This window comes from Microbacterium sp. NPDC056736, assembly GCF_042790415.1.
Lineage (GTDB): Bacteria > Actinomycetota > Actinomycetes > Actinomycetales > Microbacteriaceae > Microbacterium.
In genome coordinates, this window is record NZ_JBHTZE010000001.1 from 848429 (window position 1) to 873870 (window position 25442).

General features: G+C 71.5%; 20 protein-coding genes. 14 read left to right on the plus strand and 6 right to left on the minus strand.

The annotated features are described in order from the left end of the window. The first annotated feature begins 37 nt into the window (after positions 1 to 37). Positions 38 to 1408: an ABC transporter substrate-binding protein gene (locus ACFRAL_RS03885; protein ID WP_378879930.1), complete on the plus strand. Its 1371-nt coding sequence runs from the start codon at positions 38 to 40 to the stop codon at positions 1406 to 1408. A gap of 91 nt (positions 1409 to 1499) precedes the next feature. On the opposite strand, the gene corA is transcribed toward ACFRAL_RS03885, so the two are convergent. Next, positions 1500 to 2498 carry a magnesium/cobalt transporter CorA gene (gene corA, locus ACFRAL_RS03890; protein WP_378879932.1) on the minus strand — a complete coding sequence of 333 codons (999 nt, stop codon included), beginning with the start codon at positions 2496 to 2498 and terminating at the stop codon, positions 1500 to 1502. Between the two features lie 102 nt (positions 2499 to 2600). Between corA and ACFRAL_RS03895 the strand changes: the two genes are divergently transcribed. Continuing rightward, positions 2601 to 3569, plus strand: coding sequence for a squalene cyclase (locus ACFRAL_RS03895; protein WP_336393692.1), 969 nt, complete (start codon positions 2601 to 2603; stop codon positions 3567 to 3569). A gap of 25 nt (positions 3570 to 3594) precedes the next feature. Here the strand turns inward: ACFRAL_RS03895 and helR are convergent, their stop codons facing one another. Further along, entirely contained in the window at positions 3595 to 5733 is a 2139-nt protein-coding gene (helR, locus tag ACFRAL_RS03900) for an RNA polymerase recycling motor ATPase HelR (protein ID WP_378879935.1), read from the minus strand. Positions 5734 to 5969: 236 nt separating this feature from the next. On the opposite strand from helR, the gene ACFRAL_RS03905 reads away from it, so the two are divergent. Continuing rightward, entirely contained in the window at positions 5970 to 8213 is a 2244-nt protein-coding gene (locus tag ACFRAL_RS03905; protein WP_336393690.1) for an AAA family ATPase, read from the plus strand. A gap of 21 nt (positions 8214 to 8234) precedes the next feature. Here ACFRAL_RS03905 and ACFRAL_RS03910 read toward each other — a convergent pair whose 3' ends face one another. Then, a complete protein-coding gene (locus ACFRAL_RS03910; protein WP_336393689.1) occupies positions 8235 to 8564 on the minus strand; it encodes a carboxymuconolactone decarboxylase family protein in 330 nt (109 codons plus the stop codon). Positions 8565 to 8799: 235 nt separating this feature from the next. On the opposite strand from ACFRAL_RS03910, the gene ACFRAL_RS03915 reads away from it, so the two are divergent. The 5 genes from ACFRAL_RS03915 to ACFRAL_RS03935 all read left to right on the plus strand — a co-directional run bounded on the left by ACFRAL_RS03915 (position 8800) and on the right by ACFRAL_RS03935 (position 15416). Then, entirely contained in the window at positions 8800 to 11151 is a 2352-nt protein-coding gene (locus ACFRAL_RS03915) for an arylsulfatase (protein WP_336393688.1), read from the plus strand. Between the two features lie 87 nt (positions 11152 to 11238). Continuing rightward, complete coding sequence (locus ACFRAL_RS03920) at positions 11239 to 11994, plus strand: DUF2520 domain-containing protein (protein WP_378879940.1); 756 nt, start codon at positions 11239 to 11241, stop codon at positions 11992 to 11994. Continuing rightward, positions 11991 to 12860 (plus strand): pantoate--beta-alanine ligase, encoded by an 870-nt coding sequence (panC, locus tag ACFRAL_RS03925; RefSeq protein WP_336393686.1) that lies wholly within the window; start codon positions 11991 to 11993, stop codon positions 12858 to 12860. The genes ACFRAL_RS03920 and panC overlap by 4 nt, the downstream gene beginning before the upstream one ends. Next, positions 12857 to 13744 carry a 3-methyl-2-oxobutanoate hydroxymethyltransferase gene (gene panB / locus ACFRAL_RS03930; protein WP_336393685.1) on the plus strand — a complete coding sequence of 296 codons (888 nt, stop codon included), beginning with the start codon at positions 12857 to 12859 and terminating at the stop codon, positions 13742 to 13744. The genes panC and panB overlap by 4 nt, the downstream gene beginning before the upstream one ends. 127 nt (positions 13745 to 13871) lie before the next feature. Beyond that, entirely contained in the window at positions 13872 to 15416 is a 1545-nt protein-coding gene (locus ACFRAL_RS03935) for a M20/M25/M40 family metallo-hydrolase (protein WP_378879945.1), read from the plus strand. A 57-nt stretch (positions 15417 to 15473) separates the two neighbouring features. On the opposite strand, the gene ACFRAL_RS03940 is transcribed toward ACFRAL_RS03935, so the two are convergent. Continuing rightward, complete coding sequence (locus ACFRAL_RS03940; RefSeq protein ID WP_336393683.1) at positions 15474 to 16232, minus strand: GntR family transcriptional regulator; 759 nt, start codon at positions 16230 to 16232, stop codon at positions 15474 to 15476. 168 nt (positions 16233 to 16400) lie between these two features. On the opposite strand from ACFRAL_RS03940, the gene iolC reads away from it, so the two are divergent. From iolC to iolD, 5 genes are read left to right on the plus strand one after another with little or no spacing between them, the layout of a single operon-like run. After that, complete coding sequence (iolC, locus tag ACFRAL_RS03945) at positions 16401 to 17360, plus strand: 5-dehydro-2-deoxygluconokinase (protein WP_378879949.1); 960 nt, start codon at positions 16401 to 16403, stop codon at positions 17358 to 17360. Further along, positions 17357 to 18277, plus strand: a complete 921-nt coding sequence (locus ACFRAL_RS03950; RefSeq protein WP_378879952.1) for a class I fructose-bisphosphate aldolase — start codon at positions 17357 to 17359, stop codon at positions 18275 to 18277. Before iolC ends, ACFRAL_RS03950 begins: the two co-directional genes overlap by 4 nt. Further along, positions 18274 to 19827 (plus strand): CoA-acylating methylmalonate-semialdehyde dehydrogenase, encoded by a 1554-nt coding sequence (locus tag ACFRAL_RS03955; RefSeq protein ID WP_336393680.1) that lies wholly within the window; start codon positions 18274 to 18276, stop codon positions 19825 to 19827. The genes ACFRAL_RS03950 and ACFRAL_RS03955 overlap by 4 nt, the downstream gene beginning before the upstream one ends. Before the next feature lie 18 nt (positions 19828 to 19845). Further along, complete coding sequence (gene iolB, locus ACFRAL_RS03960; protein ID WP_378879955.1) at positions 19846 to 20763, plus strand: 5-deoxy-glucuronate isomerase; 918 nt, start codon at positions 19846 to 19848, stop codon at positions 20761 to 20763. After that, positions 20763 to 22676: a 3D-(3,5/4)-trihydroxycyclohexane-1,2-dione acylhydrolase (decyclizing) gene (gene iolD, locus ACFRAL_RS03965; protein WP_378879958.1), complete on the plus strand. Its 1914-nt coding sequence runs from the start codon at positions 20763 to 20765 to the stop codon at positions 22674 to 22676. Before iolB ends, iolD begins: the two co-directional genes overlap by 1 nt. Positions 22677 to 22764: 88 nt before the next feature. Here iolD and ACFRAL_RS03970 read toward each other — a convergent pair whose 3' ends face one another. Next, a complete protein-coding gene (locus tag ACFRAL_RS03970; protein ID WP_336393677.1) occupies positions 22765 to 23892 on the minus strand; it encodes a Gfo/Idh/MocA family oxidoreductase in 1128 nt (375 codons plus the stop codon). Then, positions 23892 to 24698: a sugar phosphate isomerase/epimerase family protein gene (locus ACFRAL_RS03975; RefSeq protein WP_378879961.1), complete on the minus strand. Its 807-nt coding sequence runs from the start codon at positions 24696 to 24698 to the stop codon at positions 23892 to 23894. The genes ACFRAL_RS03970 and ACFRAL_RS03975 overlap by 1 nt, the downstream gene beginning before the upstream one ends. A gap of 129 nt (positions 24699 to 24827) precedes the next feature. On the opposite strand from ACFRAL_RS03975, the gene ACFRAL_RS03980 reads away from it, so the two are divergent. Then, entirely contained in the window at positions 24828 to 25436 is a 609-nt protein-coding gene (locus ACFRAL_RS03980; RefSeq protein WP_378879964.1) for a TetR/AcrR family transcriptional regulator, read from the plus strand. Positions 25437 to 25442: the final 6 nt, after the last annotated feature.

Below are 25442 nucleotides of genomic sequence, written 5' to 3' on the forward strand. Positions count from 1 at the left end.
TCCACAACCACACATCACGAACGCGAAAGGGAAACAGATGCGCAAGCGCATGATCGGAATGGCCGCCATCGCGGCATCCGCTGTCCTCCTCGCCGGCTGCGGCGGCGGCGGCAACGGCGGCGGAGTCACCGATGGCGACGTCGACTTCGAGGCCGAGCCGACCGGCGCCCTCTCGGCGTGGGGCTTCGAGAACGCCGACGACGTCGGGCAGTCCCGGCTGGACTACGCGGAGGAGCAGCTCCCGGACGTCGAGGTCGACCTCGACGCCACAGCGTTCGACGCGCAGAAGTTCACCACGCGCATCGCGGGCGGCGACGTCCCCGACGTCGTGCAGATGGACCGGCGGTACGTCACCCAGTACGCCGCGCAGGGTCTCATCGTCCCGCTCGACGCGTGCTTCGAGGCGCAGGGGGTCACCCCCGACGACTACTGGTACCCCTTCGTGGTCGACGACGTCCGCTACGACGACGCGATCTGGGCCGTGCCGCAGTTCTACCAGCCGCCGGCGATCATTCTGAACAAGCGCGTGATGGACGAGGCCGGTGTCACCAGTGAGGACATCGACACGTCGAACCCCGACGCCCTCCTCGGCGCGATCGAGAAGATGTACCAGGAGTCCGGCGGAGTGCCGACGCGCCTGGGCTTCGACCCGGTCTCGACGGGCCAGGCGCCGCTGTGGATCCTCGGCATGGGCGGCCAGCTCACCGATGAGGATGGTGCGCCGACGCTCGACGACCCGAGCAACATCGCGGGCATCGACATGCTCAAGCAGATCAACGACGCGCAGGGCGGTTACGCATCGGTGAAGAGCTTCACCGACTCGTTCGACACGTTCGGAGACAACAACCAGTTCGTCGCCGACCAGGTCGGCGCGCAGGTGAACGCGCAGTGGTACCCGAACGTGCTGTCGCCGTACGTCGACGAGATCCAGATCGAGGCGGTGCCGTTCAAGAACAGCGACGGCGAGCCCTTCTCGGTCACAGGCGGCCAGGCCTTCGTCATCCCCGCCGGTGCGGAGAACGCCGCCGCGGCCTGCGCGTGGATGATCAGCCTCACCAGCGAGGACGCCTGGGCGGCCGCCGGCGAGGCGCGCGCCGCGACGCGCGAGGAGGACGGCGGCATCAACACCGGGCTGTTCACCGGCGCGCCGGGCCCCGACCAGGCGATCCGCGACGAGTACGTCGTCGAGACGGGCAACGCCGGCTTCGACCAGACCATCGCCACCTACTACGAGGTGCTCGACTACGGTCGGTCGTTCGGCTCCTCGCCCGCCGGGCAGGACATCCAGAACGAGCTGAACAACGCCGTCACCGCGGCGCTGCTCGGCGACAAGACGCCCGAAGAGGCGCTCGCCGACGCGCAGTCCGCCGCGATGCGGGCGTACGAGAACGCGACGGCCGGCGGCTGAGCCGCCGGCCGCCCCCACGCGCGGGGGACAGCGGGGCGGGTTCGACGTCAGGTCGGCCCGCCCCCGTTCGTTCGAGCGTCGTCGCTCGGGCTCAGAGCCAGTGCCGCCGGCGGAACACCCAGTACAGCGTGATGCTCGTCGCGGCCATCAGACCGAGGGCCATCGGGTAGCCGAGCGGCCACGTCAGCTCGGGCATGTACTCGAAGTTCATGCCGTAGATGGTCCCCACGAGCGTGGGGCCGAAGAGGATCGCCGCCCACCCGGAGATCTTCTTCACCTGCTCGTTCTGCATGAGTGCGGTGTCCGTCTGGCGCTGCGTGACGATCGTCGCGTTGACGGTGAGCGCGTTGTCGAGGATCGAGCGGAAGGCCACCGTCTTGTCGACGATCCGCAGCGCGTGGTCGTGGACGTCGCGGAGGGCCCGCTGCAGCTCCACGTCGACCTCGTACTTCGGGGCGCCGCGCTGGAGCGCCTCGAGCATGTCGGCGAGCGGCGCGACGGCCCGCTGCAGGAGGATCACCTCGCGCGAGAGGTCGTAGATGCGCTTGGAGAGCGTGACGCCGCCGTTCTCGAACAGCGCGTCCTCGATCTCGTCGATGTCGTTCTCGACGCCGTCGATGACGGGCGTGTACTCGTCGACGACCTCGTCGAGGATCGCGTACAGCACGGCCTCCGGCCCCCGCGCCAGAAGCTCGGGCTCGCCTTCCATGCGGTGCCGGACGCGGGCCAGGTCGGGGGACTCGGCGTGGCGGATCGTCACGATGAAGTCGGGCCCGACGAAGACGTGCAGCTCGCCGAACTCCACGCTCTCGGTCTCGTCGACGTACCGGGCGGGCCGGAGGACGATGAACAGGATGTCGCCGTAGCGTTCGAGCTTGGAGCGCTGATGCCCGGTGAGCGCGTCCTCGACGGCGAGACGGTGCAGCCCGAACTCGTCGGCGACCTGCGCGATCTCTTCGGGAGACGGGCGGAACAGCCCGATCCACGCCATCCCGTGGTGTTCGCGCGTGTACTCGAAGGTCTCGCTGAGGCTCGACGGATTCCGGATCCGCTTCCCGGCGACGTACACGCCGTTGTCGACGATGGGCATCTGCCGATTCTTCTCGCCCCGCGACCGCGGGAGGTGCGACCCGCCGCGGCGGACGGATGCCGCAGCCCGGTGAACGTCGGACCGCGTGGGTACTCTGCCGTCATGACCACGGATCAGCGCGTGCTCGAGTGGCTCCTCGATTCCGACCCCGCCCTGCGCTGGCAGGTCGAGCGCGACCTCGCCGGCGCCCCGCCGGAGGTGTGGCAGGCGACGCGGTCGCGCGTTGCGACCGAGGGCTTCGGCGCGCGGCTGCTGGCGCTGCAGGGCGACGACGGCCAATGGGCGGGAGGGGCGTTCTTCCCGGCGGGCTTCTTCGGAAGCGCCGAGGCCGACGAGCCCGGCCAGCCCTGGACGGCCACCACGTGGGTGCTGAAGGACCTGCGCGAGTGGGGCCTGGACGCCCGGGCGCTCGCCGGAACCGCGGAGAAGCTGGCGGTCAACAGCCGCTGGGAGTACGAGGACCTGCCGTACTGGGGCGGCGAGGTCGACGTCTGCATCAACTCCTACACGCTCGCCGCCGGTGCGTGGCTCGGAGCGGACGTCTCCCGGCTCGTCGCCTGGTTCCCGGAGCATCGCCTGGCCGACGGCGGCTGGAACTGCGAGGCCGAAGAGGGCGACTCGGTGCGCTCCTCGTTCCACTCGACGCTGAACGCCGCCCGCGGCATCCTCGCCTACGAGCGGATCACCGGCGACGCCGGCATGCGCGACGCCCGCCACGGCGGCGAGGAGTACCTGCTGTCCCGGCGCCTCATGCTCCGTGCGTCGACCGGCGAGGTCGTCGGCGACTTCGTCAGCCGATTCGTGTACCCGAACCGCCACCGCTACAGCGCCCTGGCGGCGCTCGACCACTTCCGCGAGGTCGCGCTGCTCGAGGGCGGCCGGCCCGACCCGAGGCTGGCCGACGCGGTCGCCCTCGTGCGGGCGGCGCGTCAGCCCGATGGCACGTGGCTGCAGACGACACCGCTGCCCGGTCGCACCTGGTTCTCCGTCGACGTCGCCGAGGGCGAGCCGTCGCGCTGGCTCACCCTGATCGGCACCCGCGTGCTGCGGTGGTGGGACGAGGCGACCTGACGCTGCCCCGACGGCCGGCGCCCCGTCACTCCTCCAGCACCGCCAGGCGGCCGGTCGCGCGCGTCATGGCGACGTAGCGGTCGACGGCGCCCTCGACGCCGACCCCCCAGGTCGACGGCGCGACCATCACCACGAGGTCGAACTCGAGGCCCTTCGCCCCCTCGGCGGTGAGCGATCGCACGCGATCCTGCGGCGGGAATGCGGCGTCGCCGATCACCGCGGCCGTGCCGTCGGGGTGGGTGGCCAGCCACTCCCCGACGATCGCGTCGCGCCGCGACACCGGCGCGCGCAGCACCGGGATGCCGCTCGACCGGATCGACGTCGGCACGTTGGCGTCCGGGACGGCTGCGCGGATCACCGGCTCGGCCTCGGCCATCACCTCGCTCGGCGTGCGGTAGTTGATCGTGAGCGACGCGATCGACACCTCGGTCAGCCCGACGCGCCGCAGACGCTCCTGCCAGGACTCGTGGAAGCCGTGGCGTGCCTGCGCGCGGTCGCCGACGACGGTGAAGCTGCGCGACGGGCAGCGGGCCAGCAGCATCCGCCATTCCGCATCGGTGAGCTCCTGCGCTTCGTCGACGACGATGTGCGCGAACGGGCCTGCCAGCACGTCGGGTTCGACCGCGTCGAGCACGGACTCGTCGACGAGGCTGTTGCGCAGGTCGTCTCCGTCCAGCCACTGCATCAGCTCGTCGCCGGCCTCCTTCAGCCGCTCGACGACCTGCGCCATGTACTCGCGCTCCTGCGCGAGCCTCGCCTCGCGCCGTCGCCGTCGGCGGGATGCGTCCGGGTCGCCGAGGCGCCGCCGCGCGGCATCCAGCAGCGGCAGGTCCGATGCCGTCCACGCGGCCGGCTCCGCGCGCTGCAGGAGGTGGACCTCCTCGGGGGTGAGCCACGGTGCGCACCGGCGCAGGTAGGCGGGCACCGTCCACAGGTCGGAGACGACGACGGATGCCTCCACGAGCGGCCACGCTCGCGCGAAGGCGCTGGTCAGGTCGTCGTGGCGTGCGAGAGCCCGTCGCAGCTGGTGCAGCGGCACCTCCTCGCCGTCGACCTGGTCGGTGAGGATGTCGAGCACCCTCTCCCAGACCTGGTCGCGCGCTTCGTTGTGCGGCACGCCGGGCTCGGCGGATGCGAACGCCTCCGCCCAGTCGTCGGGAGCGAGCCGCAGCTCCGCCCACGGCGTCTCGACGAGCAGGCCCTTGAGGGGCGGCTCCTCGTAAAGGCGCACGGCGGGCTCGATCGCGTCGATCATGCGCGCGTCGGCCTTCAGGCGGGCGACGCGCGGGTCGGCCTCGGGCGGGGCCGCTGCCCCCTCGGCCACGAGGTCGCGCACCGTGCAGGTTCGCACGCTCTCCTCGCCGAGACCGGGGAGGACGTCTTCGACATAGGAGAGGTACGCGGGGCTGGGGCCGACGAAGAGGACGCCGCCGCGTCCGCCGCCCAGGTGCGGGTCGGAGTACACGAGGTAGGCGGCCCGGTGCAGTGCGACGACGGTCTTGCCCGTACCGGGCCCGCCGTCGACGACGAGGCTGCCGCGCGAGCCGGCGCGGATGATCGCGTCCTGGTCGGCCTGGATCGTGCCGAGCACATCCCGCATGCGCGGCGAACGGCTCGCGCCCAGGCTGGCGATGAACGCCGACTGATCATCGAGGGCCGCGCTGTGCGCGAATCCCTCCGCGGTGAAGACCTCATCCCAGTAGTCGGTCACCCGGCGGCCCGTCCACCGGTACCGGCGGCGGCTCGCAAGGCCCATCGGCCGCGCATGGGTCGCGGCGAAGAACGGCTCGGCCGCCGGCGTCCGCCAGTCGACCAGGAGGCGCCGGCCCGCGGGATCGGTGAGCCCGAACCGCCCGATGTAGGCCGGCTCCGATCTGTCAGCGGGAACCATGCGCCCCAGGCACGCGTCGATCGTGAAACGGCGCAGCGTGCGCAGTCGTGCGGACAGGCGATGGATCTCGAGGTCGCGTTCGAGCGCCGCCTGCCCACGTCCGCCGGGCAGACGACGGAGCGCGTCCAGGCGCTCCTCGATGGCGGCGACGGACTGGGCGATGCTCTCGGCGATCGCGGCGAAGTGGCGTTCGTCGTCGCCGATGAGCACAGGGTCGGTCTTGGCGGCGAGACGTTCGGGAAGGAGGAAAGGGCTGGTCCGGGTGGTGTTCACGGCATCGACTCCTGGCTGCTGCGCGACGCTGAGGTGCGGAGGGGTGGCGGAGGGAGCGCGTCGCGACCGACAGTATGCGCCCCCGTGGGGGCCTTGCCGCAAGCCCCGCACCCGCCGATATCCTGGGAGGGGCGGGGACGCGAGGGCGGGGACTTGGAGGTCTTTCGCAATCGGTGCATTCGCTGGTGTGACCGGCGTGTTTGTGGCAGGGTTCGCGGGCCCGTAGGATCACGGACGTGACGGAGATTCTCCGTGAGTCCGGGCTGGGGGGCCCTGACCTGCAGGCTGTGCTTCTGCGCAGCAAGACCCAGCCGCCACCTGCTCGCCCGGGTGCGGTCAGCCGGCGCGGCCTGATCGAGCGTGCTCGCGCGAGCGGCGCCCGCGTCGTCTCGGTCACCGCCCCCGCCGGCTACGGCAAGTCCACGCTCCTGGCGGAGTGGGCGGCATCCGACGACCGCCGCGTGGCCTGGGTCTCGCTGGACCGCACCGATGTCGACCCGGCGTCACTGCTGTCGGTGATCGCGTCGGCCTCGGCGTCGTTCTCACCGGGCGCGGCATCCGTCGTCTCCGAGATGCGCGGTGTCGGCACCGCGGCGCTGGGCCGCTCCGCACCGCTGCTGGCCGGCGCGCTCGCGGGCGCGCCGAGCGCCTTCGTCCTGTTCGTGGACGACCTGCACTGGGCGGACTCTCCCGACTGCCAGGATGCGATGGAGGTGCTCCTGGCGCGCGTGCCCGCGGGATCCCAGGTCGTGCTCGCCAGCAGGCGGGAGCCGTCGCTGATCGGACGCCTCCGCGCGGCCGGCGACGCCTGGGAGATCACCGCGGCGGACCTGTCGCTGGACCACGCCGCCGCGCGCGCCGTGTTCGAGCACGCCGGAGCGGCGGGCGTCGACGACGCCGACCTGCACACCATCGTCGAGCGCTGCGAGGGCTGGCCGACGGGCCTGTTCCTGTGCGCCCTGGTGGCGCGGTCGGGCGGCGACGCGGCATCCATCACCGGCGACGACCGCTTCGTCGCGGACTATCTCTATCGGGAGTGCGTCGCGCGCCTTCCCGAAGACACGCAGGTCTTCCTGCGCCGGGCCGCCGTGCTCGAACAGCTCTCGGCGGCCTCGTGCAACGCCGTGCTCGGCATCGAGGACGCACGTGCACGGCTGCGCGACCTCGAGGACGCCAACCTCTTCCTCGTCGGGATGGACCGGCACCGCGGGTGGTTCCGCTTCCACGCCCTGTTCCGCGAATTCCTCGAGACCGAGCTCGAGCGCGCCGAGGGCGCGGTGGCCGTCGCCGAGCTGCACCGTCGGGCCGCCGCCTGGCACGAGGAGCATCGCATGCCCGTCCAGGCCGTGGAGCACCTGCTGCTCGCCGGCGAGATCGAGAGCGCGGCCGGACGCATCGCCGAACTCGGCCTGCCGATGTACCAGATGGGGCAGGTCTCCACGGTCCGCCGGTGGCTGTCGGAGCTCGGCGACAGTCTGGTCCGCAGCTACCCGCCGCTGGTGGTGACGATGACGTGGACGGCGGTCCTCCTCGGCGAAGTGTCCGCCGGCGAACGCTGGGCGCGCATCCTCGACGCCTTCGATCTGGACTCCCTCCCCGAGGGCGACCGCGTGGCGTTCGAGTCCGCGCGTGCCATGGTGCGTGCCGCGATGTGCGAGCGCGGGCACGAGCGGGTCGTGGCGGATGCCGCCTACGCCGTGCAGCACGAGCCGACGACCAGTCCCTGGCGCGATCAGGCCCTTCACCTGTGGGGATCTGCCCGCCTGCTCGTCGGCGACCTCGCGGGGGCGGAGGACGCGTTCGACGAGGCCGTCGAGGTCGCCACGCTGGCCGGCAACCCCGACACCGTGATCCTCAGCGAGCCGGAGCTCGCACTGCTGGCGATCGACGCCGGGCGCTGGGGAGTCGCCCGGGATCACGCGCAACGCGGCGTCGGCGCCATCGACGCCAGTCACATGGACGGCTACCCGACCACAGCGCTGGCGCTGGCCGTCGCGGCCCGCGTGGCCATCCACGACGGCGACCGCGACGAGGGGGCGCGGCTGCTCTCCCGCGGCATGCGGGCGCGCATCGGGTGCACGTACCTGCTTCCGTACCTCTCGATCCGCGCACGCATCCAGCTCGCGAAAGCCCACGTCGCGATCGGGGACCGGTCAGCGGCGTGGCATCTCGTCAAGGAGATCGACGACCTGCTGCGCAGGCGACCGGACGTCGGCGTGGTCTCGGCGCAGGTGGCGGAGCTGCGCAGTGCGCTCGCGGCGGAGCCCGCCGCCGGCGGATCCGTTCCCCTGACGCCGGCCGAGCTGCGGCTCCTGCCGTATCTGCAGACGCACCTGACGATCGCCGAGATCGGGCAGCGCCTCTTCATCTCACGGAACACCGTCAGCTCGGAGGTCGGGTCGATCTATCGCAAGCTCGGGGTCACCACGCGCGGCGGCGCGGTCGACAGGGCGAGCGCGCTGGGACTCCTCGGCGGCTGACGCGCGCCGGACTCGGCAGGGTCAGAGCGCCGGCTCGGGCACGAGGTCGTCGCCGTAGCCGAGCGCCGCGGCGATCCGTGGTGCGGCGGCGACGACCCGGGGCAGGCCCACGACGCTCACCATCCCCTCGAGCACCGCCACGATCTCGTGCAGCGTGACCCCCGCCGCCACCGCGTCGTCGACCGCGGAGCGGATGGACGCGGCGGGTGCGTCGGTCGCGATGAGCGCCCCCATCCGCACGAGCGCCACGGTGCGGGTGTCGAGCGCTCCCGACCACCACGGAGCCCCGGATTCGCTCTCCAGCGCCGGGTCGTCGACGCAGAAGCGTCGCAGCCGTTCGACATCGTCCACCTGCCCGCCTCCGCTCCGAAACCCGGACAACTGGACCAAGTGCACAATGTGCGCCGATCGCGCGCACCATGCAGATCATGTGAACCAGGTGCCTGCGCCCCTTTCGCCATCGGCTTCACGCGATCCGAGTGATGTGGGGCGGAATGCCGCTCGATACCGTGACGCGGGGGTCTCGGCCGGCTGCCCGTCAGCGCGCCGGTCGAGCGGGATGACTGCGCCGTGACAGGAGAAGACGATGACGCAAGAAAACCAGACGATCGTGGGCGCGCCCCTCCCGCCGGCCAGGACGCTGCCCTTCCCGCCCAAGACGTCGGGAAGCGTCGCGGGGCGCACGCTGGCGGAGTCCACGTACTCGCCACTGCCGCCCTCGCGTCATCTCGGCGAGGACGCACCGAACATCCTGGTGATCCTCATCGACGACGCCGGACCTGCCCTGCCCGAGCCCCTCGGCGGGGCCGTGGCCACGCCGACCCTCGACCGGATCCGCCGCGAAGGGGTCGGCTTCAACAGGTTCCACACGACGGCGATGTGCTCGCCCACGCGCGCGTCGCTGCTCACGGGCCGCAACCACCACCGCGTGGGGTCGGGTCAGATCGCCGAGCTCGCGAACGACTGGGACGGCTACTCGGGGCACATCCCCAAGAGCAGCGCGACGATCGCCGAGGTGCTGCGCAACTACGGCTACTCGACGGGTGCGTGGGGCAAGTGGCACAACACCCCGGCCGAGGAGACCACCGTCGCCGGCCCGTACGACCGGTGGCCCACGGGATACGGCTTCGAGTACTTCTACGGTTTCCTCGCCGGAGAGGCCTCGCAGTACGAGCCCAACCTCGTGCGCAACACCACGTCGGTGCTGCCTCCCCGCACGCCGGAGGAGGGTTACCACCTCAGTGAGGACATCGCCGACGATGCGATCGGGTGGCTGCGCGACCACAAGGCGCTCACGCCCGACAAGCCGTTCTTCATGTATTGGGCGACGGGGGCGATCCACGGCCCGCACCACGTCATGAAGGAGTGGTCCGACAAGTACCGCGGCGCGTTCGACGACGGCTGGGACGTCTACCGCGAACGGGCGCTGGAGGGCGCGAAGGCGGCCGGCTGGGTGCCGGACGACGCGGTGCTCACCCCTCGTCCGGAGAGCCTGCAGAGCTGGGATGACATCCCCGATCATCAGAAGCCCTTCCAGGCGCGCCTGATGGAGGTGTGCGCCGGCTTCGGCGAGCACGCCGACGTTCAGGCGGGCCGCGTCATCGACGCGCTGGAGGACCTCGGCTACGGCGACAACACGCTCGTCGTCTACATCTGGGGAGACAACGGCTCATCCGGCGAGGGGCAGAACGGCACGATCAGCGAGCTTCTCGCGCAGAACATGATCCCCACGACGATCGAGCAGCACCTCGCCGCACTCGATGAGCTCGGCGGGCTGGACGCCCTCGGCACGCCGGCGACCGACAACCAGTACCACGCCGCGTGGGCGTGGGCAGGCTCCAGTCCGTACCAGGGCATGAAGCTGCAGGCCTCGCACCTCGGCGGCACGCGCAACCCGATGTTCCTGAGGTGGCCCGGCCGTGTCGAGCACGACCCGGTGCCCCGCACGCAGTTCCACCATGTCATCGACCTGGCCCCGACCCTCTACGAGATCCTCGGCATCTCGCATCCCGAGTCGGTCAACGGCATCCACCAGGATCCGGTCGACGGGATCAGCTTCGCGTATGCCGTGGACGATGCGTCCGCCGAGGGCCGCCGCCGCACGCAGTATTTCGAGATCATGGGAAGCCGCTCGATCTACTCCGACGGATGGATCGCGTCGGCGACCGGCCCGCGGCTGCCGTGGGTGCCGGGCGTCCCTCCCGGTATCGCCGCCTGGACACCCGACCACGACGCGTGGGAGCTGTATCACCTCGACGAGGACTGGAGCCAGGCTCGCGACCTCGCGGCCGAGCATCCCGAGAAGCTCGCCGAGCTCAAGGAGCTCTTCGCCATGGAGGCGGCCAGGAACGAGGTCCTCCCGGTCGGTGCCGGGCTCTGGGTGCCGGTCTACCACCCGGAGTTCCGCATCACCGTGCCCTACACCTCGTGGGAGATGTCGGGTGACACCGTGCGCGTGCCCGAGTTCTGTGCGCCGGCGCTCGGCAACACACCCAACATCGTCACGATCAAGGCGTCGGTGCCCGATCGGGCGAACGGCGTGCTCTACAAGCTCGGCGGCGCGGGCGGCGGACTCACCTGCTTCTTCGCGGACGGCGTGCTGACGTTCGAGTACAACCTGTTCCTCGTGCAGCGCACCACCATCGCCACGTCGGCACCGGTATCGGCCGGCGACGTGACGATCGAGGTCGAGACGACGTACGTCGAGGCCAGGCCCGGAGGACCTCTCTCGGTGACGCTGCGCGTCGACGGCGAAGCGGTGGCCTCGGGCGTGGTCCCGATCAGTGCCCCACTGCTCTTCTCCGCGAACGACTGCCTCGACATCGGGCGCGCGTACGGCGGCGCCGTGTCGAGGGCGTACGCCGACCGGATGCCGTTCGCGTTCGACGGGGAGATCGGCAAGGTCCGCATCGCGTACCAGACGTCGCCGCAGACGTAGGGGTGCCGCTCGGCCGGGCGTGAGGGGTGTGCGCGCGGGGGTAGTTTGGAACGCGATCCAGACGCCGCACGACGGGAGACGACGACGATGCCCGACCTCGACCCCGATCGCGCGCGCCCCGGCGGCCTCGGCGCCGTCGCGGTCATCGGCGACGGACGCGTCGGCCGTGCGGTCGCGGCGGCGTTGCGCGGGGCGGACGTCGAGGTGACCGGCCCCCTCGGCCGTGGCGCGACGGCGGCGGAGGCCGACATCGTGCTCCTAGCGGTCCCGGACGCCGAGATCGCCGCCGCGGCCGCGCTGGTCGCACCCGGACGGCTCGTCGGGCACTTCTCCGGGGCCACGACCCTCGAGCCGCTGGCGCCGCACGAGGCTCTCGGCATCCACCCCCTCATGACCGTGGCGGGGGAGACCTCGTTCGCCGGCGTCCCCGCGGCGGTCGCAGGATCCACGCCCCATGCGCTCGAGCGGGCGCGGGCGATCGCCGAGGCGATCGGCATGACGGCGTTCGAGATCGCCGACGCCGACCGCGCCGCGTACCACGCGGCCGCCTCGATCGCGTCGAATTTCCTCGTCGCCCTCGAGGTGTTCGCCGAGGAGCTGGCCGCGACAGCCGGCGTTCCGCGCGACGCCCTCGTGCCGCTGGCGCAGGCCGCGCTGGACAACTGGCGATCTCACGGCGCGGCCGCGCTCACCGGGCCCATCGCCCGCGGCGACGAGGGCACCGTGTCCCGCCAGCGGGAGGCCGTGCACGACAGGCTGCCCGCCCGCTCGGAGCTGTTCGATGCGCTCACCGCCGCGACGAGGGACCTTGCCGCGCGCGAGCTGCGAGGGGCGACGTCATGATCGTCGTGCGCACGGTGGCCGATCTCCGCGACGCGCTGCGCGGAAGGCGCGACGGGAGCATCGGGCTCGTCCCGACCATGGGAGCGCTGCACGAGGGCCACGCGACGCTGCTGCGCGCGGCGAGATCCGCCGATGACACCGTGGTGATGTCGATCTTCGTCAACCCGGCGCAGTTCGACGAGCAGACCGACCTGGCGGCTTACCCGCGCACCGAGGAGGCCGATCTCGCCCTCGCCGAAACCGAGGGTGTCGATGTGGTGTTCGCCCCCGACGCCGCGGAGGTGTATCCGCCCGGCTTCGCCACCACCGTCAGCGTCACCGGCCCGATCGCCGAGACGCTCGAAGGGGCGCAGCGCGGTCGCTCGCACTTCGACGGCGTCGCGACGGTCGTCACCAAGCTGCTGCTGGCAGCGCTGCCCGACCGCGCCTACTTCGGCGCGAAGGACGCCCAGCAGGTCGCCGTCATCCGCCGCCTCGTCGCCGACCTCGGCATCCCCGTGTCGCTGGTGGTGTGCCCGACGTCGCGCGATCACGACGGTCTTGCCCGATCGAGCCGCAACACCCGTCTCTCGCCCGAAGAGCGCGCGCGGGCGCTGGCGATCCCGCGCGCCCTGCAGGAGGTGACGGATGCCGCGGCCGCGGGCGTCACGGACGCCGAGGCTCTGCGGTCGCGGGCGCAGGCCGTGCTCGAGGCATCCGGAATCCGTCCCGACTACGTCGCGCTCGTCGACCCCGGCACCTTCGCGCCGATCGCGCACGTGGGCGGCCCCGTCCTCGTGGCCGTCGCGGGCCGCGTGGGGGCCACGCGACTCATCGACAACACCGTCGTCGCTCCCCGCGGCGTCCCGGCTCCTGGAGGTTCATGATGCGCGCCCCGGTGACGCTGCAGCGGCTCAACGAGATGAAGGCACGCCGCGAGCCGATCGTCATGGTCACGGCCTACGACTTCCCGACCGCGCGGACCGCCGAGCAGGCCGAGGTCGACATGGTGCTGGTGGGCGACTCCGGGGCGCAGGTCGTGCTCGGCCACGACTCCACGGTGTCGGTGACCGTCGACGAGATGCTGGTGCTCGCGGGCGCGGTGCGTCGCGGCGTGCGCTCCGCGTTCGTCGTGTGCGATCTGCCCTTCGGCTCGACGGAAGTGTCCGACGAGCAGGCCGTGACCACGGCGGTGCGCTTCGTCAAGGAGGCCGGCGCCGACGCGGTCAAGCTCGAGGGGGGCGGCGAGGCGCGGCTGAGCCGCATCCGGGCGATCGCCGACGCGGGCATCCCCGTGGTCGCCCATGTCGGGCTCACCCCGCAGACGGCCGTGGCGCTCGGCGGGCTGCGCGCGCAGGGACGCACCGCGGAGTCGGCGGCGCGCATCGTGCGGGAGGCGTTGGACGTCCAGGAGGCCGGAGCCGCGGTGCTCGTCATCGAGGCGGTGCCTGCCGACGTCGCCGCCGTCGTGCTGCCGGCCCTGCGGATCCCGGTGATCGGGATCGGCGCCGGGCCGGCCGACGGCCAGGTGCTCGTCATCCACGATCTGCTCGGCATCACCGAGGGGAAGACGGCCGCCTTCGTCAAGCGCTACGGCGCCATCGGGCCCGACATGGTCGCCGGCGTGGCGGCGTACGCGCGGGAGGTGCGCGGCGGCGTGTTCCCCGGGCCTGAGCACGGCTACTCCGCGACCGATGCGGCGATCGCCGCAGCCCGCGAGGCGCTCGGCGCGGCGACGCGCGCGAGCGATCACTCCGAGACCTCCCTCTGAGCTCGCCGGCCGGGCGCCCCCGCTGCGCGCGGCACCGCTCTTCCCCCGGGGGTCGGCGGCGAGTAGGTTCCCGCTCAGGCGTCTCCCGACGTCGGAACATCACTCTCCCGAGACCCTAGGAGCAGCAGTGAATCATCGAACCAGGCGCGGCGCCACGATCGCCGTGTCCGCTCTCGTCGCCGGCGGCCTGACGGTCGCCGCGGTCGGCGCCCCCGCGACGGCGGCCCCCGTGATCGACACGACGGCCCTGACCGACGCCATCACCATCGACGGGCTGAAGTCCCACCTGGCGGCGCTGCAGAGCATCGCGGATGCCAATGGCGGCAACCGCGCAGCCGGCACCAGCGGGTACGACGCGTCGCTCGCGTACGTCAAGACGACCCTCGAGGCGGCCGGCTATCTCACGACGGTCCAGCCCTTCGAGTACACCGTGGTCGACTACGAGGGCTCGACGCTCACGCAGACCGCACCGGCGGACGTCTCATACGACTTCATCGATGAGTTCTACCCGTTCGAGTACTCGGGCGACGGCACGGTGGAAGCCGCCGTCCAGGCGGTCGACGTGAACCTCGGCGGCGACCGGGCGTCGACCAGCGGCTGCGAGAGCGCCGACTTCGCGAACTTCGTCGCGGGCTCGATCGCCCTCCTGCAGCGCGGCTCGTGCGACTTCAGTGTCAAGGCGGTCAACGCCGTGGCCGCCGGCGCCGTGGGCGTCATCATGTTCAACCAGGGCAACGAGAACCCCAACGACGACCGGTTCGGCGTCTTCGGCGGCACCCTCAGCACGGCGGACTGGACCGCCGATCCCGTGCCGGTCGTGAGCACCTCGTTCGACCTCGGGGCAGCGCTGGTCGCCACGAGCGGGCTGGTCATGGAGATCAACGTCGTGACCACCGAGACGACCATCCAGACGGAGAACCTGCTGGCCGACACTCCGACCGGGCGCACCGATCGCACGGTCATCGTGGGCGCGCACCTCGACTCCGTGCCCGAAGGGCCGGGCATCAACGACAACGGCTCGGGCATCGCGGCGCTGATGGAGACGGCCCTCCAGATCGATGCGCTCGGCATCGACACCGAGAACCGGATCCGCTTCGCGTTCTGGGGCGGCGAGGAGGACGGCCTCCAGGGCTCGAACCACTACGTGTCGCAGCTGAGCAAGGCCGAGATCAAGCAGCACGCCGTCAACCTGAATTTCGACATGCTCGGGTCGCCGAACGGCGGCCGGTTCATCTACGACGGCGACGGCGACGGGTTCGGCACGACAGGCCCCAACGGCTCCGACATCGTCGAGAGCGTGTTCGAGGACTGGTTCGACGCGCGTGATCTCGACACGGAGCCGACGGCGTTCGACGGGCGCAGCGACTACTTCGCCTTCATCGGCGCCGGGATCCCGGCCGGTGGCCTGTTCTCGGGCGCCGAGGACCTCAAGTCGGCGGCGCAGGTGGAGTTGTACGGAGGCACCGCGGGGGTCGCGTTCGACCCGTGCTACCACCAGGCCTGCGACACCTACGCCAACATCAGCGACACGCTGCTCGAGCAGATGTCCGATGCCGCCGCCCACGCGACGCTCACGTTCGCCGAGACGCAGTCGGCGATCAACGGCACGGCCAAGGGCAAGGCGCTCGGCCAGTGGTCGCCCGAGTACAAGGGGCACCGCGCGCTGCGCTGAACGAGGTGACCGGACGGATGCCGCGGGCGCGGGCCTGCGGCATCCGTCCCGCTCGTCCTACCTGGCCACGAGCGTCGTCTGGAAGCTGTACATGTCGGGCCGGTAGCAGTGGTGGCCGAACTCCACCGCGCGACCAGAGGCGTCGAAGGCCACGCGCTCCATCGTGAGCACCGGCCCGCCCTTGTCGATGTCGAGCAGTCCCGCCTCATCGCCGTGCGCCCGCCGGGCGCCGATCTTCTGGTTGGCCACGCGGATGGTCACGCCCCGCGCCCGCATGATCTCGTAGAGCCCCTTCTGCTGGAGCTGCTCGGTGGTGATGTCGGCGAAGTCCAGGGGCAGGTAGTTGGTGAGCACGGCGACGGGCACGCCGTCGGTGGAACGCTGCCGCCGGAGGTAGACGATGTCGGATCCGACCGGCACGCTCAGCGCGTCCGCCGTCGCGGGGTCGGCGGCGCGCGTGTCGTGTTCGAGCACCCGGGTGCCGGGCTCGTGCTGCGAGTTCTTGAGATCCTCGTACAGGCTCGTCAGCTCCACCTGCCGCGTGACCTGACCCTGCACCACCTGCGTGCCGATGCCGCGCCGGCGCACGAGGAGCCCCTTGTCGACCAGCTCCTCCATCGCGCGGCGGATCGTCGGGCGGGAGAGCCCGAGGCGCTGGCCGATCGCGATCTCGTTCTCGAGCCGCGCTCCCGGCGGGATCTCACCGGACCGGATCGCCTTCTCGATCGCGCTCGAGACCTGGAAGTACAGCGGCACGGGGCCGGTGCGGTCCATGCTCGAGAGGAAGTCGTCGAGCCTGACCACGTCGTCTGCCATCATCCACTCCAAGTCCCGACAGCATAATGTCCCGACAATGATACATCGCTACGCATTTGTCATACGCCCAGCGCGGGTGTGTCGCTTTCCGGAGGCGTTGTGCTATTGTCAGGACAAAGAGTCCGCCGAGGCGGCCCGAGGGCGCCGCAGAGAGTTGTACAGCGGGGTATGACCCAGAACACTCCTCCCTTTGACGTGCTGGCGTTCGGGCGCCTGGGCGTGGACATCTACCCCCTCCAGTCGGGCGTCGGGCTCGAAGAGGTCCGGACGTTCGGTAAGTTCCTCGGGGGCAGCGCCGCCAACGTGAGCGTCGCCGCGGCCCGCCACGGCCGGCACGTCGCGTTGATCTCGCGCGTCGGGGACGACCCGTTCGGACGCTATCTGCTCGCCGAGCTCGAGCGGCTGGGTGTCGACAACCGCTTCGTCGCGGTCGACGACACCCTCAAGACGCCGGTGACGTTCTGCGAGATCTTCCCGCCGGACGACTTCCCGCTGTACTTCTACCGAGAGCCGAAGGCGCCGGACCTCAACGTGCCGCCGGCGGACCTCGACCTCGACGCCGTCCGCGCCGCCCGCATCCTGTGGATCACCGCGACCGGGCTGAGCCAGGAGCCGAGTCGTGCCGCTCATCACGCCGCGCTGCAGGCGCGCACGGTCGGCCACACCGTCTTCGACCTGGACTACCGCCCGATGTTCTGGGCCGGCCCGGCCGACGCGCACGCCCAGATGGCCCGTGCCCTGGAGCACGCCACCGTCGCCGTGGGCAACCGCGAGGAGTGCGAGGTCGCGGTCGGCGAGTCGGAGCCGGAGCGCGCCGCCGACGCCCTGCTCGAGCGCGGCGTCGAGCTCGCGATCGTCAAGCAGGGCCCGAAGGGGGTGCTGGCGAAGACCCGCGAGGAGTCCGTCGTGGTGCCCCCGCATCACGTGGACGTCGTCAACGGCCTCGGCGCGGGCGACGCGTTCGGCGGCGCCCTGTGCCACGGGCTGCTCGCGGGCTGGGACCTGGAGCGGCTCCTGAGGTTCGCGAACGTCGCCGGAGCCATCGTCGCCTCGCGCCTGGAATGCTCCACGGCGATGCCGACGGAGTCCGAGGTGGCCGCGATCATCGGGGCGGGAGCATCCCGATGACCCGGTTCCTCACCGCGGACGACTTCGTCCGCCTGCGCGATCTGCGTGCCACGGCGCCCGAGGTGATCCGCGCCTCCCTCACCGCCCGCCGCCGGCGCGACGTGCTGTCCGCCGACGGCCGCCTGTTCATCGTCGCGGCCGACCATCCCGCCCGCGGCGCGCTCGCGGTCGGCCCGAACCCCACCGCGATGGCCGACCGGTACGAGCTGCTCGACCGGCTCGCCATCGCGCTCAGCCGGCCCGGTGTGGACGGCGTGCTCGGCACGCCCGACATCATTGACGACCTCGCCGCGCTCGGGCTTCTGGACGACAAGATCATCGTCGGCTCCATGAATCGCGGCGGACTGCGCGGCGCGGCGTTCGAGCTGGACGACCGCATGACCGCGTACGACGTGCCGACGATGGTCGGCGCGGGTATCGACTTCGCCAAGACGCTGGTCCGCATCGACCTCGCCGATCCCGCAACGGTGTCCACGCTCACGGCGATGGCCGCCGCCGTCACGCAGGCCTCGGCCGCCGGGCTGCCGATCATGCTCGAGCCGTTCCTCAGCACGCGCGCGGACGGCCGCGTCGTCAACGACCTGTCGACGGATGCCGTCATCCTGTCGGTGGCGATCGCCTCGGGTCTGGGCGCATCCAGCTCGCACACGTGGATGAAGCTGCCCGTGGTGGACGACATGGAGCGGGTCACGGCGGCGACGACGATGCCGACGCTGCTGCTGGGCGGCGACTCCGGGGTCGATCCCGACGAGACCTTCGCCGCGTGGGAGGATGCCCTGTCGCTCCCCGGCGTGCGTGGGCTCACCGTCGGCCGCACGCTCCTGTATCCCCCCGACGACGACGTCGCCGCCGCCGTGGACATCGCGGCGGGGCTCGTCCACTCCGACCTCTCGACTCTCACGAAGGAACTCACATGACCGACACCCAGATCTCTCCCGCGACGTCCGACGTCGACTCGGACGTCCGCGTCATCTCGCACTGGATCGACGGCGCGGAGCGGCCGTCGGTCTCGGGGCGGACGGCGCCGGTGTTCAACCCGGCGACAGGTGCGGTGCAGGCTCAGGTGGCGCTGGCGGATGAGACGGAGGTCGATGCGGCGATCGCATCGGCGCAGGCGGGGTTCCAGGTGTGGAGCGGGTTCTCGGTCGCGAAGCGGCAGACGGTGCTGTTCGCGTTCAGGGAGCTGCTGAACGCACGCAAGCAGGAGCTGGCCGAGATCATCACCGCCGAGCACGGCAAGGTCGTCTCGGACGCGATGGGGGAGATCCTGCGCGGCCAGGAGGTGGTGGAGCTGGCGTGCGGGTTCCCGCACCTGATCAAGGGCGCGTTCAGCGAGAACGCCTCGACCGGGATCGACGTGTACTCGCTCAAGCAGCCGCTCGGCGTGGTGGGGATCATCAGCCCGTTCAACTTCCCGGCGATGGTGCCGATGTGGTTCTTCCCGATCGCGATCGCCGCGGGCAACTCGGTGGTCCTCAAGCCCAGTGAGAAGGACCCGTCGGCGGCGCTGTGGCTGGCGCGACTGTGGCAGGAGGCGGGACTGCCGGACGGGGTGTTCACGGTGCTGCAGGGAGACAAGCTCGCCGTGGACGGCCTGCTCACCTCCCCGGACGTCGCCTCGATCAGCTTCGTGGGGTCGACCCCGATCGCGCAGTACATCTACGAGACGGCGTCACGGCACGGCAAGCGGGTGCAGGCGCTGGGCGGCGCGAAGAACCACATGCTGGTGCTGCCGGACGCCGACCTGGACCTCGTCGCCGACCAGGCCGTGAACGCCGGATACGGCGCCGCCGGGGAACGCTGCATGGCCATCAGCGTGGTTCTCGCGGTGGAGCCGGTCGCGGACGAGCTGATCTCGAAGATCCAGGACCGCATCGGGCGGCTGCGGATCGGCAACGGCGCCGGCACCGACGGGGTGGAGCCGGACCTGGGTCCGCTGATCACCGACGCGCACCGCGCCAAGGTCGCCGAGTACGTCGACATCGCCGAGGCCGACGGCGCGAGGATCGTGGTGGACGGCCGCGGCTGCACCGTCGACGGCCACGAGGACGGGTTCTTCTTCGGCCCCACCCTGCTGGACAACGTCCCCACCACCTCCCGGGCCTACACCGAGGAGATCTTCGGACCGGTGCTGTCCGTGGTCCGGGTGCAGTCCTACGACGAGGGCCTGGAGCTGATCAACTCCGGCCGGTTCGGCAACGGCACCGCGATCTTCACCAACGACGGCGGAGCCGCTCGCCGCTTCCAGAACGAGGTGCAGGTCGGCATGATCGGCATCAACGTCCCCATCCCCGTGCCCGTCGCCTACCACTCCTTCGGCGGCTGGAAGCAGTCTCTCTTCGGTGACGCGAAAGCCTACGGCGTCCACGGCTTCGACTTCTTCACCCGCGAGAAGGCCATCACCTCCCGCTGGCTCGACCCCGCCAGCCACGGCGGCATCAACCTCGGCTTCCCCCAGAACCACTGATCACCCCGATTGGGAGACATGAGCACCACCGACCAGCGCTGGTTCCACCGCCGCGGCGAGCTCGCCCGTGACGGGTGGGAGAGCGTCGTCGACGAGACCACTCCCGGCTGGGCGCACACCGGCATCCGGGTGGCCGAACTGGCCGAGACCGACTCGCTCGCGCTCGCGCCGACAGGGGTGGAGCGCATCGTCGTGCCGCTGGCCGGATCGTTCACCGTCTCGTACTTCGAGGGCGCCGAGACCACCACGGCGCGTCTGAAGGGCCGGGCGTCGGTGTTCGACGGGCCGACCGACGTGCTCTACCTCTCGTCCGCCGCGACCGCGGTGCTCACCGGCGCCGGCCGCGTCGCGATCGCGTCCTCGCCCACCGAGATCGTGAAGCCGAGCGTGCACGTCCCCGCCGCCGACACGCCCGTCGAGCTGCGCGGGGCGGGCCGCTCCAGCCGTCAGGTGCACAACTTCGGCACCCCGCAGGCCCTGGACGCCGCGCGGCTCATCGTGTGCGAGGTCATCACGCCCGCCGAGAACTGGTCGTCGTACCCGCCGCACAAGCACGACGAGCACGTCCCCGGCCACGAGTCGCGCCTCGAGGAGATCTACTACTTCGAGACCGCGCCGGTGGCCGGATCGGATGCTTCGCCCGAGGCATCCTTCGGCATGTTCAGCACCTACTCCTCACCCGCAGGCGAGATCGACATCAACGCGATGGTGCGCACCGGCGACATCGCGCTCGTGCCCTACGGCTACCACGGCCCGGCCGTGGCGGCGCCCGGGTACGACCTCTACTACCTCAACGTGATGGCCGGCCCCGACCCCGAGCGGGTGTGGCTGATCAGCGACGACCCCGCGCACGCGTGGGTGCGCGGCACCTGGACCGGGCAGGACGTCGACGACCGACTGCCGTTCACCGCCGACGACGAGGAAGGCAGCAGCTGATGGGCGCGACGAGACGGATGACGGTGAGCCAGGCCCTCGTGGAGTTCCTCGCGCACCAGTGGACCGTGGACGGCGACATCCGCGAGCGCACCGTCCCGGGGGTGCTCGGCATCTTCGGGCACGGCAACGTGGCCGGCATCGGCCAGGCGCTGAAGCAGGTCAACGTCGAGCAGCCGGAGCTCATGCCGTACTACCAGGCCCGCAACGAGCAGGCCATGGTGCACGAGGCGGTGGGGTACGCGCGCATGCATCGCCGGCGCGGGACGTTCGCCGCGGCGGCCTCGGTCGGTCCGGGCGCCGCCAACATGCTCACCGGCGCGGCGCTCGCGACGACGAACCGCCTCCCCGCGCTGCTGCTGCCCAGCGACACCTTCGCCACGCGCGTCGCCGACCCGGTGCTGCAGCAGCTCGAGCAGCCGTGGGACACCGGGCTGCAGGTGACGGATGCCTTCCGCCCGCTGTCGCGCTTCTTCGATCGCGTGCAGCGCCCCGAGCAGCTGTACTCGATCGCCCTCGCCGCCATGCGGGTGCTGACCGATCCCGCCGAGACCGGCGCCGTCACCATCGCCCTGCCCGAGGACGTCCAGGCCGAGGCCCTCGACGTGCCCGTCGAGTTCCTGCACGACCGCGAGTGGCACCTGCGCCGTCCGCTTCCCGAGCAAGGCCCGCTCGCGCGGGCGGTGGCGGCGATCCGCGGCGCGAAGAACCCGTTCATCGTCGCCGGCGGCGGCGTCCTCTACTCGGGGGCCGAGGACCAGCTCCGCGCGCTCGTCGAGGCGACCGGCATCCCCGTCGGCACCACGCAGGCAGGCGGCGGCTCCCTCGCGTGGGACCACCCGCAGTACGTCGGAGGCGTCGGCGCGACCGGCACCTCCGCCGCCAACCGCCTCGCGGCGGAGGCCGACGTCGTCATCGGCATCGGCACCCGGTACAGCGACTTCACGACCGCCTCGCGCACGGCGTTCCAGAATCCCGGTGTCGTGTTCGTCAACATCAACGTCGCGTCCTTCGACGCCTACAAGCACGGCACCGAGCTGCCGGTGATCGCCGACGCGCGCGAGGCTCTCCGCGAGCTCTCGATCGAGCTCGAGGGCTTCCAGGTCGGCCGCGACCACCGCGAGCGGATCGCCCGCGTGAAGGCGGAGTGGGATGCCGCGGTCGATGCAGCCTTTGCGCCGTCCGGGCTCGCCTTGCCGGGCCAGCCCGAGATCATCGGCGCCGTGCAGTCCACGAGCGCGCCGGAGGACGTCGTCGTCCAGGCGGCCGGCTCACTGCCGGGCGACCTCCACAAGCTGTGGCGCGTCCGCGACCCGCTCGGCTATCACGTGGAGTACGCGTTCTCGTGCATGGGGTACGAGATCGCCGGTGGACTGGGCGCGAAGCGCGGTCTCCTCGCCGACGGCGACGACCGCGACGTCATCGTCATGGTGGGGGACGGCTCCTACCTCATGCTCAACACCGAGCTCGTCACCGCGGTCGCGGAGGGGATCAAGCTCATCGTGATCCTCGTGCAGAACCACGGGTTCGCCTCCATCGGCCACCTGTCCGAGACGGTCGGCTCAGAGCGCTTCGGCACCCGCTACCGGGAGTACGACCCCCACGCGCGCAACTTCCAGGGCGATGGCATCCTCCCGGTCGACCTCGCGATGAACGCCCGCAGCTACGGACTCGACGTCATCGAGGTCCAGCCCGGCGCCTCCGCCATCGACGACCTGAAGGCGGCCGTCGCGCAGGCGAAGGCATCCGACCGGTCCACCGTCATTCACATCAACAGCGATCCGCTCATCTACGCGCCCGACGGCGCCGGCTGGTGGGACGTCCCGGTGGCCGAGGTCTCGACCCTCGAGTCCACGCAGCGGGCCCGTCGGGAGTACGAGGAGCAGCGGGTCACGCAGCGGCCGCTGCTGGGCTGAGCTCCGGTGCCGCGGCCCGCGGCATCCGTCATCCCAAGACGAACGCCCCCCGCCTCGCGGCAGGGGGCGTTCGGCGCGGCGGCGCCCGTCAGAGCGTGGCGGCCAGCGGGTCGAAGTCCGCGGGCAGCGAGCCGACCTCGCCGAGGGTGCTCTTCACCTCGACGAAGCCGCGGGACGCAGCGGCCTCCTCGATCGAGAGCAGGGTGTCGAGCACGTGGTAGCCGAACTCGCCGGTGGCGATGTGCGGGCGGTCCTCGCGGATCGAGCGCGCCATGTCGAGCAGTCCGAGGCCGCGGCCGGTGAGCACGCCCTCCTGCGGCACCTCGAGGATCTCCTGCTCGCTCACCGACGCGTCGGTCAGCGGACGGATGATCGAGATGTCGCCGCCGAACATGTTCGGGTCGGGGATCACGATCGTGCCCTCGGTGCCGTTGATCTCGACGATGCCGTGGCGCTTGAGCGGCGAGTCGGTGCTGTACAGGCTCTGCGCCTGACCGCCCTGCTCGAAGTCCATCAGCACCGACAGCGTCGACGGGATCTCGACCGGGAACTCCTGGCCGGCGAGCTCTCCCGACTTGACGGTGCGGGTCGGGACGCCCTGGAGCCCGAGGGCGGCGACCGACGCGACCGGGCCGAACACGTGCACGAGTGTCGAGACGTAGTACGGTCCCATGTCCAGCAGCGGCCCGGCGCCCTTAGCGTAGAGGAACGCGGGATTCGGATGCCACAGCTCCGGACCCTGCCACTGGAACGTGGTGGTCGCGAACAGCGGGCGGCCGATGTCGCCGCGCGCGATCGCGCGCTTCGCCGTCTGCACACCGGGGCCGAGCACGGTGTCGGGCGCGACGCCGACCCGCAGACCGGCCGCGCGGGCGGTGTCGAGCAGCCGCTGCGACTCCTCGCGGTCGATGCCGATCGGCTTCTCGGTCCACACGTGCTTGCCCGCGGCGATGATCGCCTCGGACACCTCCACGTGCACCGCCGGGATCGTGAGGTTCACGACGATGTCGATGTCGGGGTCGTTCAGCACCGACTCGACGCTGCCGCCGCGCGGCACGCCGTACTTGTCGGCCTGGGCCTTGGCGCGCTCCTCGAGAAGGTCGCCGACGGCGAGCACGCGCACGTCGGGGAAACTCGTGAGGTGCGTCAGGTACTGGTCGCTGATGTTGCCGGCGCCGATGAGGCCGACGCCGACGGGCTGGGTCGCGGCGGCCATCAGGCGGACACCTTCTCGTCGAGGAAGCGGCGGCTCTGCTCGACGGCGTCGAACAGGTCTCCGCCGAAGTGGTCGAACTCGACGATGGCGACCTCGAGGGCGGATGCCGCGGCCAGCGCCTCTTCGAGGGGCACGACGCCCTGGCCGGCGGGCACCTGGTCGGCCGGCGGGTAGGCCGCGACGGCCTCGGGGTCGAGCGTGCCGTCCTTGACGTGCACCGCGATCACGCGGTCTCCGAGCCGGCGCAGGAGCGCCGCCGAGTCGACGCCGGCGCGCGCCACCCAGTAGAGGTCGACCTCGAGCACGACGCGCTCGTCGAGCAGGTCGGCGAGCACCTCGAGACCGGTCTTGCCGTCGAAGGTCGCCTCGAGCTCGTGCGCGTGGTTGTGGTACCCGACGCGGATGCCGCGTGCGGCGCCGATCTCGGCGGCGGCGTTGAGCTGCCGGGCGATGTCGGCGATGTGCTCACGGCTCTGCCACAGGGCGGGGTCGGTGTAGGGCTCGATGACGGTGGTCATGCCGAGGGTGTCCGCGGCGTCGAAGACGGCCTCCGGTGCGGGGACCGGGCGGGTCGTCGTCGTGCCGTCGGGGTTCACGAACGAGGTCGACGCGAGGAAGGCATGACCGGTGGGGGCGGCGATGCCGTTGGCCTTCAGCGCTGCCGCGAGCGGCTCGGCGCGGCGCACGAAGTCGTACGGCTCCGCGGCGGTGAAGCCGCGGGCGGCCAGTTCGGCGAGGGTGCCCTCGAGGTCGGCCTCGAGCGCGTCCTTCACGGTGAACAGCTGGATGGATGTCTGGACCGGCATCGGTCGCGCTCCTTCGTTGTCTGCTTCGACGGTTGTCGCTGTGGGCGGGAGCGGATCGACCGACCCCGCCGACGATCACGGTACCACGAAAACCTCCACGTGGAGGTTTTCGTCGGATAGCATGGCCCCATGTCCGGCGACGAGCACCAGCCGGCCCCGCGCGGGTCGTATGCGAAGGGCGTCGCCCGACGTCAGGAGATCCTGGACCGTGCGATCGAGGTCTTCGCGCAGCGCGGCTCGGACCGCACGAGCCTGCGCGCGATCGCCGAGGAGGTCGGCGTCACCCATGCCGCGCTGAAGCACTACTTCGGGTCGCTGGAAGAGCTGCTCGTCGCCGTCTACCAGGAGTCCGAGCGACGCGGCGACGACGAGCCCTCCGCCGATCAGGACGAGACCCCCGTGGAGGCGCTCCGCCGCTGGACGGAGTCGAACCGCGAGGTGCAGGGACTCGTCCAGCTCTACTCGACTCTCGTCGCGACGGCGCTGGAGGAGGGGCATCCGGCCGCCCGCGAGTTCGCCACCTCGCGCTTCGCCCGCGTGCGCGCCGACATGGCCAGGCGGGTGCGTCACAGCCAGGAGGCCGGTCGCATCCGGGCGGATGTCGACCCCGAGGCGGTCGCGGCCTTGGTGATCGCGGCATCCGACGGTCTGCAGACCCAGTGGCTCCTGGACGCCAGTGCTCCCCAGGACGCCGCGCTCGCCCTGCTCGACCAGCTGCTGGCGGCCCCCCGCGCCTGACCGGTC

What these genes read in the sequence shown, in the direction of transcription:
- ACFRAL_RS03885 (WP_378879930.1), top strand. Translation starts at nt 38, where the DNA reads ATGCGCAAGCGCATGATCGGAATGGCCGCCATCGCGGCATCCGCTGTC.
- ACFRAL_RS03955 (WP_336393680.1), top strand. Translation starts at nt 18,274, where the DNA reads ATGACCGACACCCAGATCTCTCCCGCGACGTCCGACGTCGACTCGGAC.
- iolC (WP_378879949.1), top strand. Translation starts at nt 16,401, where the DNA reads ATGACCCAGAACACTCCTCCCTTTGACGTGCTGGCGTTCGGGCGCCTG.
- ACFRAL_RS03980 (WP_378879964.1), top strand. Translation starts at nt 24,828, where the DNA reads ATGTCCGGCGACGAGCACCAGCCGGCCCCGCGCGGGTCGTATGCGAAG.
- ACFRAL_RS03895 (WP_336393692.1), top strand. Translation starts at nt 2,601, where the DNA reads ATGACCACGGATCAGCGCGTGCTCGAGTGGCTCCTCGATTCCGACCCC.
- ACFRAL_RS03920 (WP_378879940.1), top strand. Translation starts at nt 11,239, where the DNA reads ATGCCCGACCTCGACCCCGATCGCGCGCGCCCCGGCGGCCTCGGCGCC.
- ACFRAL_RS03950 (WP_378879952.1), top strand. Translation starts at nt 17,357, where the DNA reads ATGACCCGGTTCCTCACCGCGGACGACTTCGTCCGCCTGCGCGATCTG.
- iolB (WP_378879955.1), top strand. Translation starts at nt 19,846, where the DNA reads ATGAGCACCACCGACCAGCGCTGGTTCCACCGCCGCGGCGAGCTCGCC.
- iolD (WP_378879958.1), top strand. Translation starts at nt 20,763, where the DNA reads ATGGGCGCGACGAGACGGATGACGGTGAGCCAGGCCCTCGTGGAGTTC.
- ACFRAL_RS03970 (WP_336393677.1), bottom strand. Translation starts at nt 23,892, where the DNA reads ATGGCCGCCGCGACCCAGCCCGTCGGCGTCGGCCTCATCGGCGCCGGC.
- ACFRAL_RS03975 (WP_378879961.1), bottom strand. Translation starts at nt 24,698, where the DNA reads ATGCCGGTCCAGACATCCATCCAGCTGTTCACCGTGAAGGACGCGCTC.
- panC (WP_336393686.1), top strand. Translation starts at nt 11,991, where the DNA reads ATGATCGTCGTGCGCACGGTGGCCGATCTCCGCGACGCGCTGCGCGGA.
- ACFRAL_RS03915 (WP_336393688.1), top strand. Translation starts at nt 8,800, where the DNA reads ATGACGCAAGAAAACCAGACGATCGTGGGCGCGCCCCTCCCGCCGGCC.
- ACFRAL_RS03940 (WP_336393683.1), bottom strand. Translation starts at nt 16,232, where the DNA reads ATGGCAGACGACGTGGTCAGGCTCGACGACTTCCTCTCGAGCATGGAC.
- corA (WP_378879932.1), bottom strand. Translation starts at nt 2,498, where the DNA reads ATGCCCATCGTCGACAACGGCGTGTACGTCGCCGGGAAGCGGATCCGG.
- panB (WP_336393685.1), top strand. Translation starts at nt 12,857, where the DNA reads ATGATGCGCGCCCCGGTGACGCTGCAGCGGCTCAACGAGATGAAGGCA.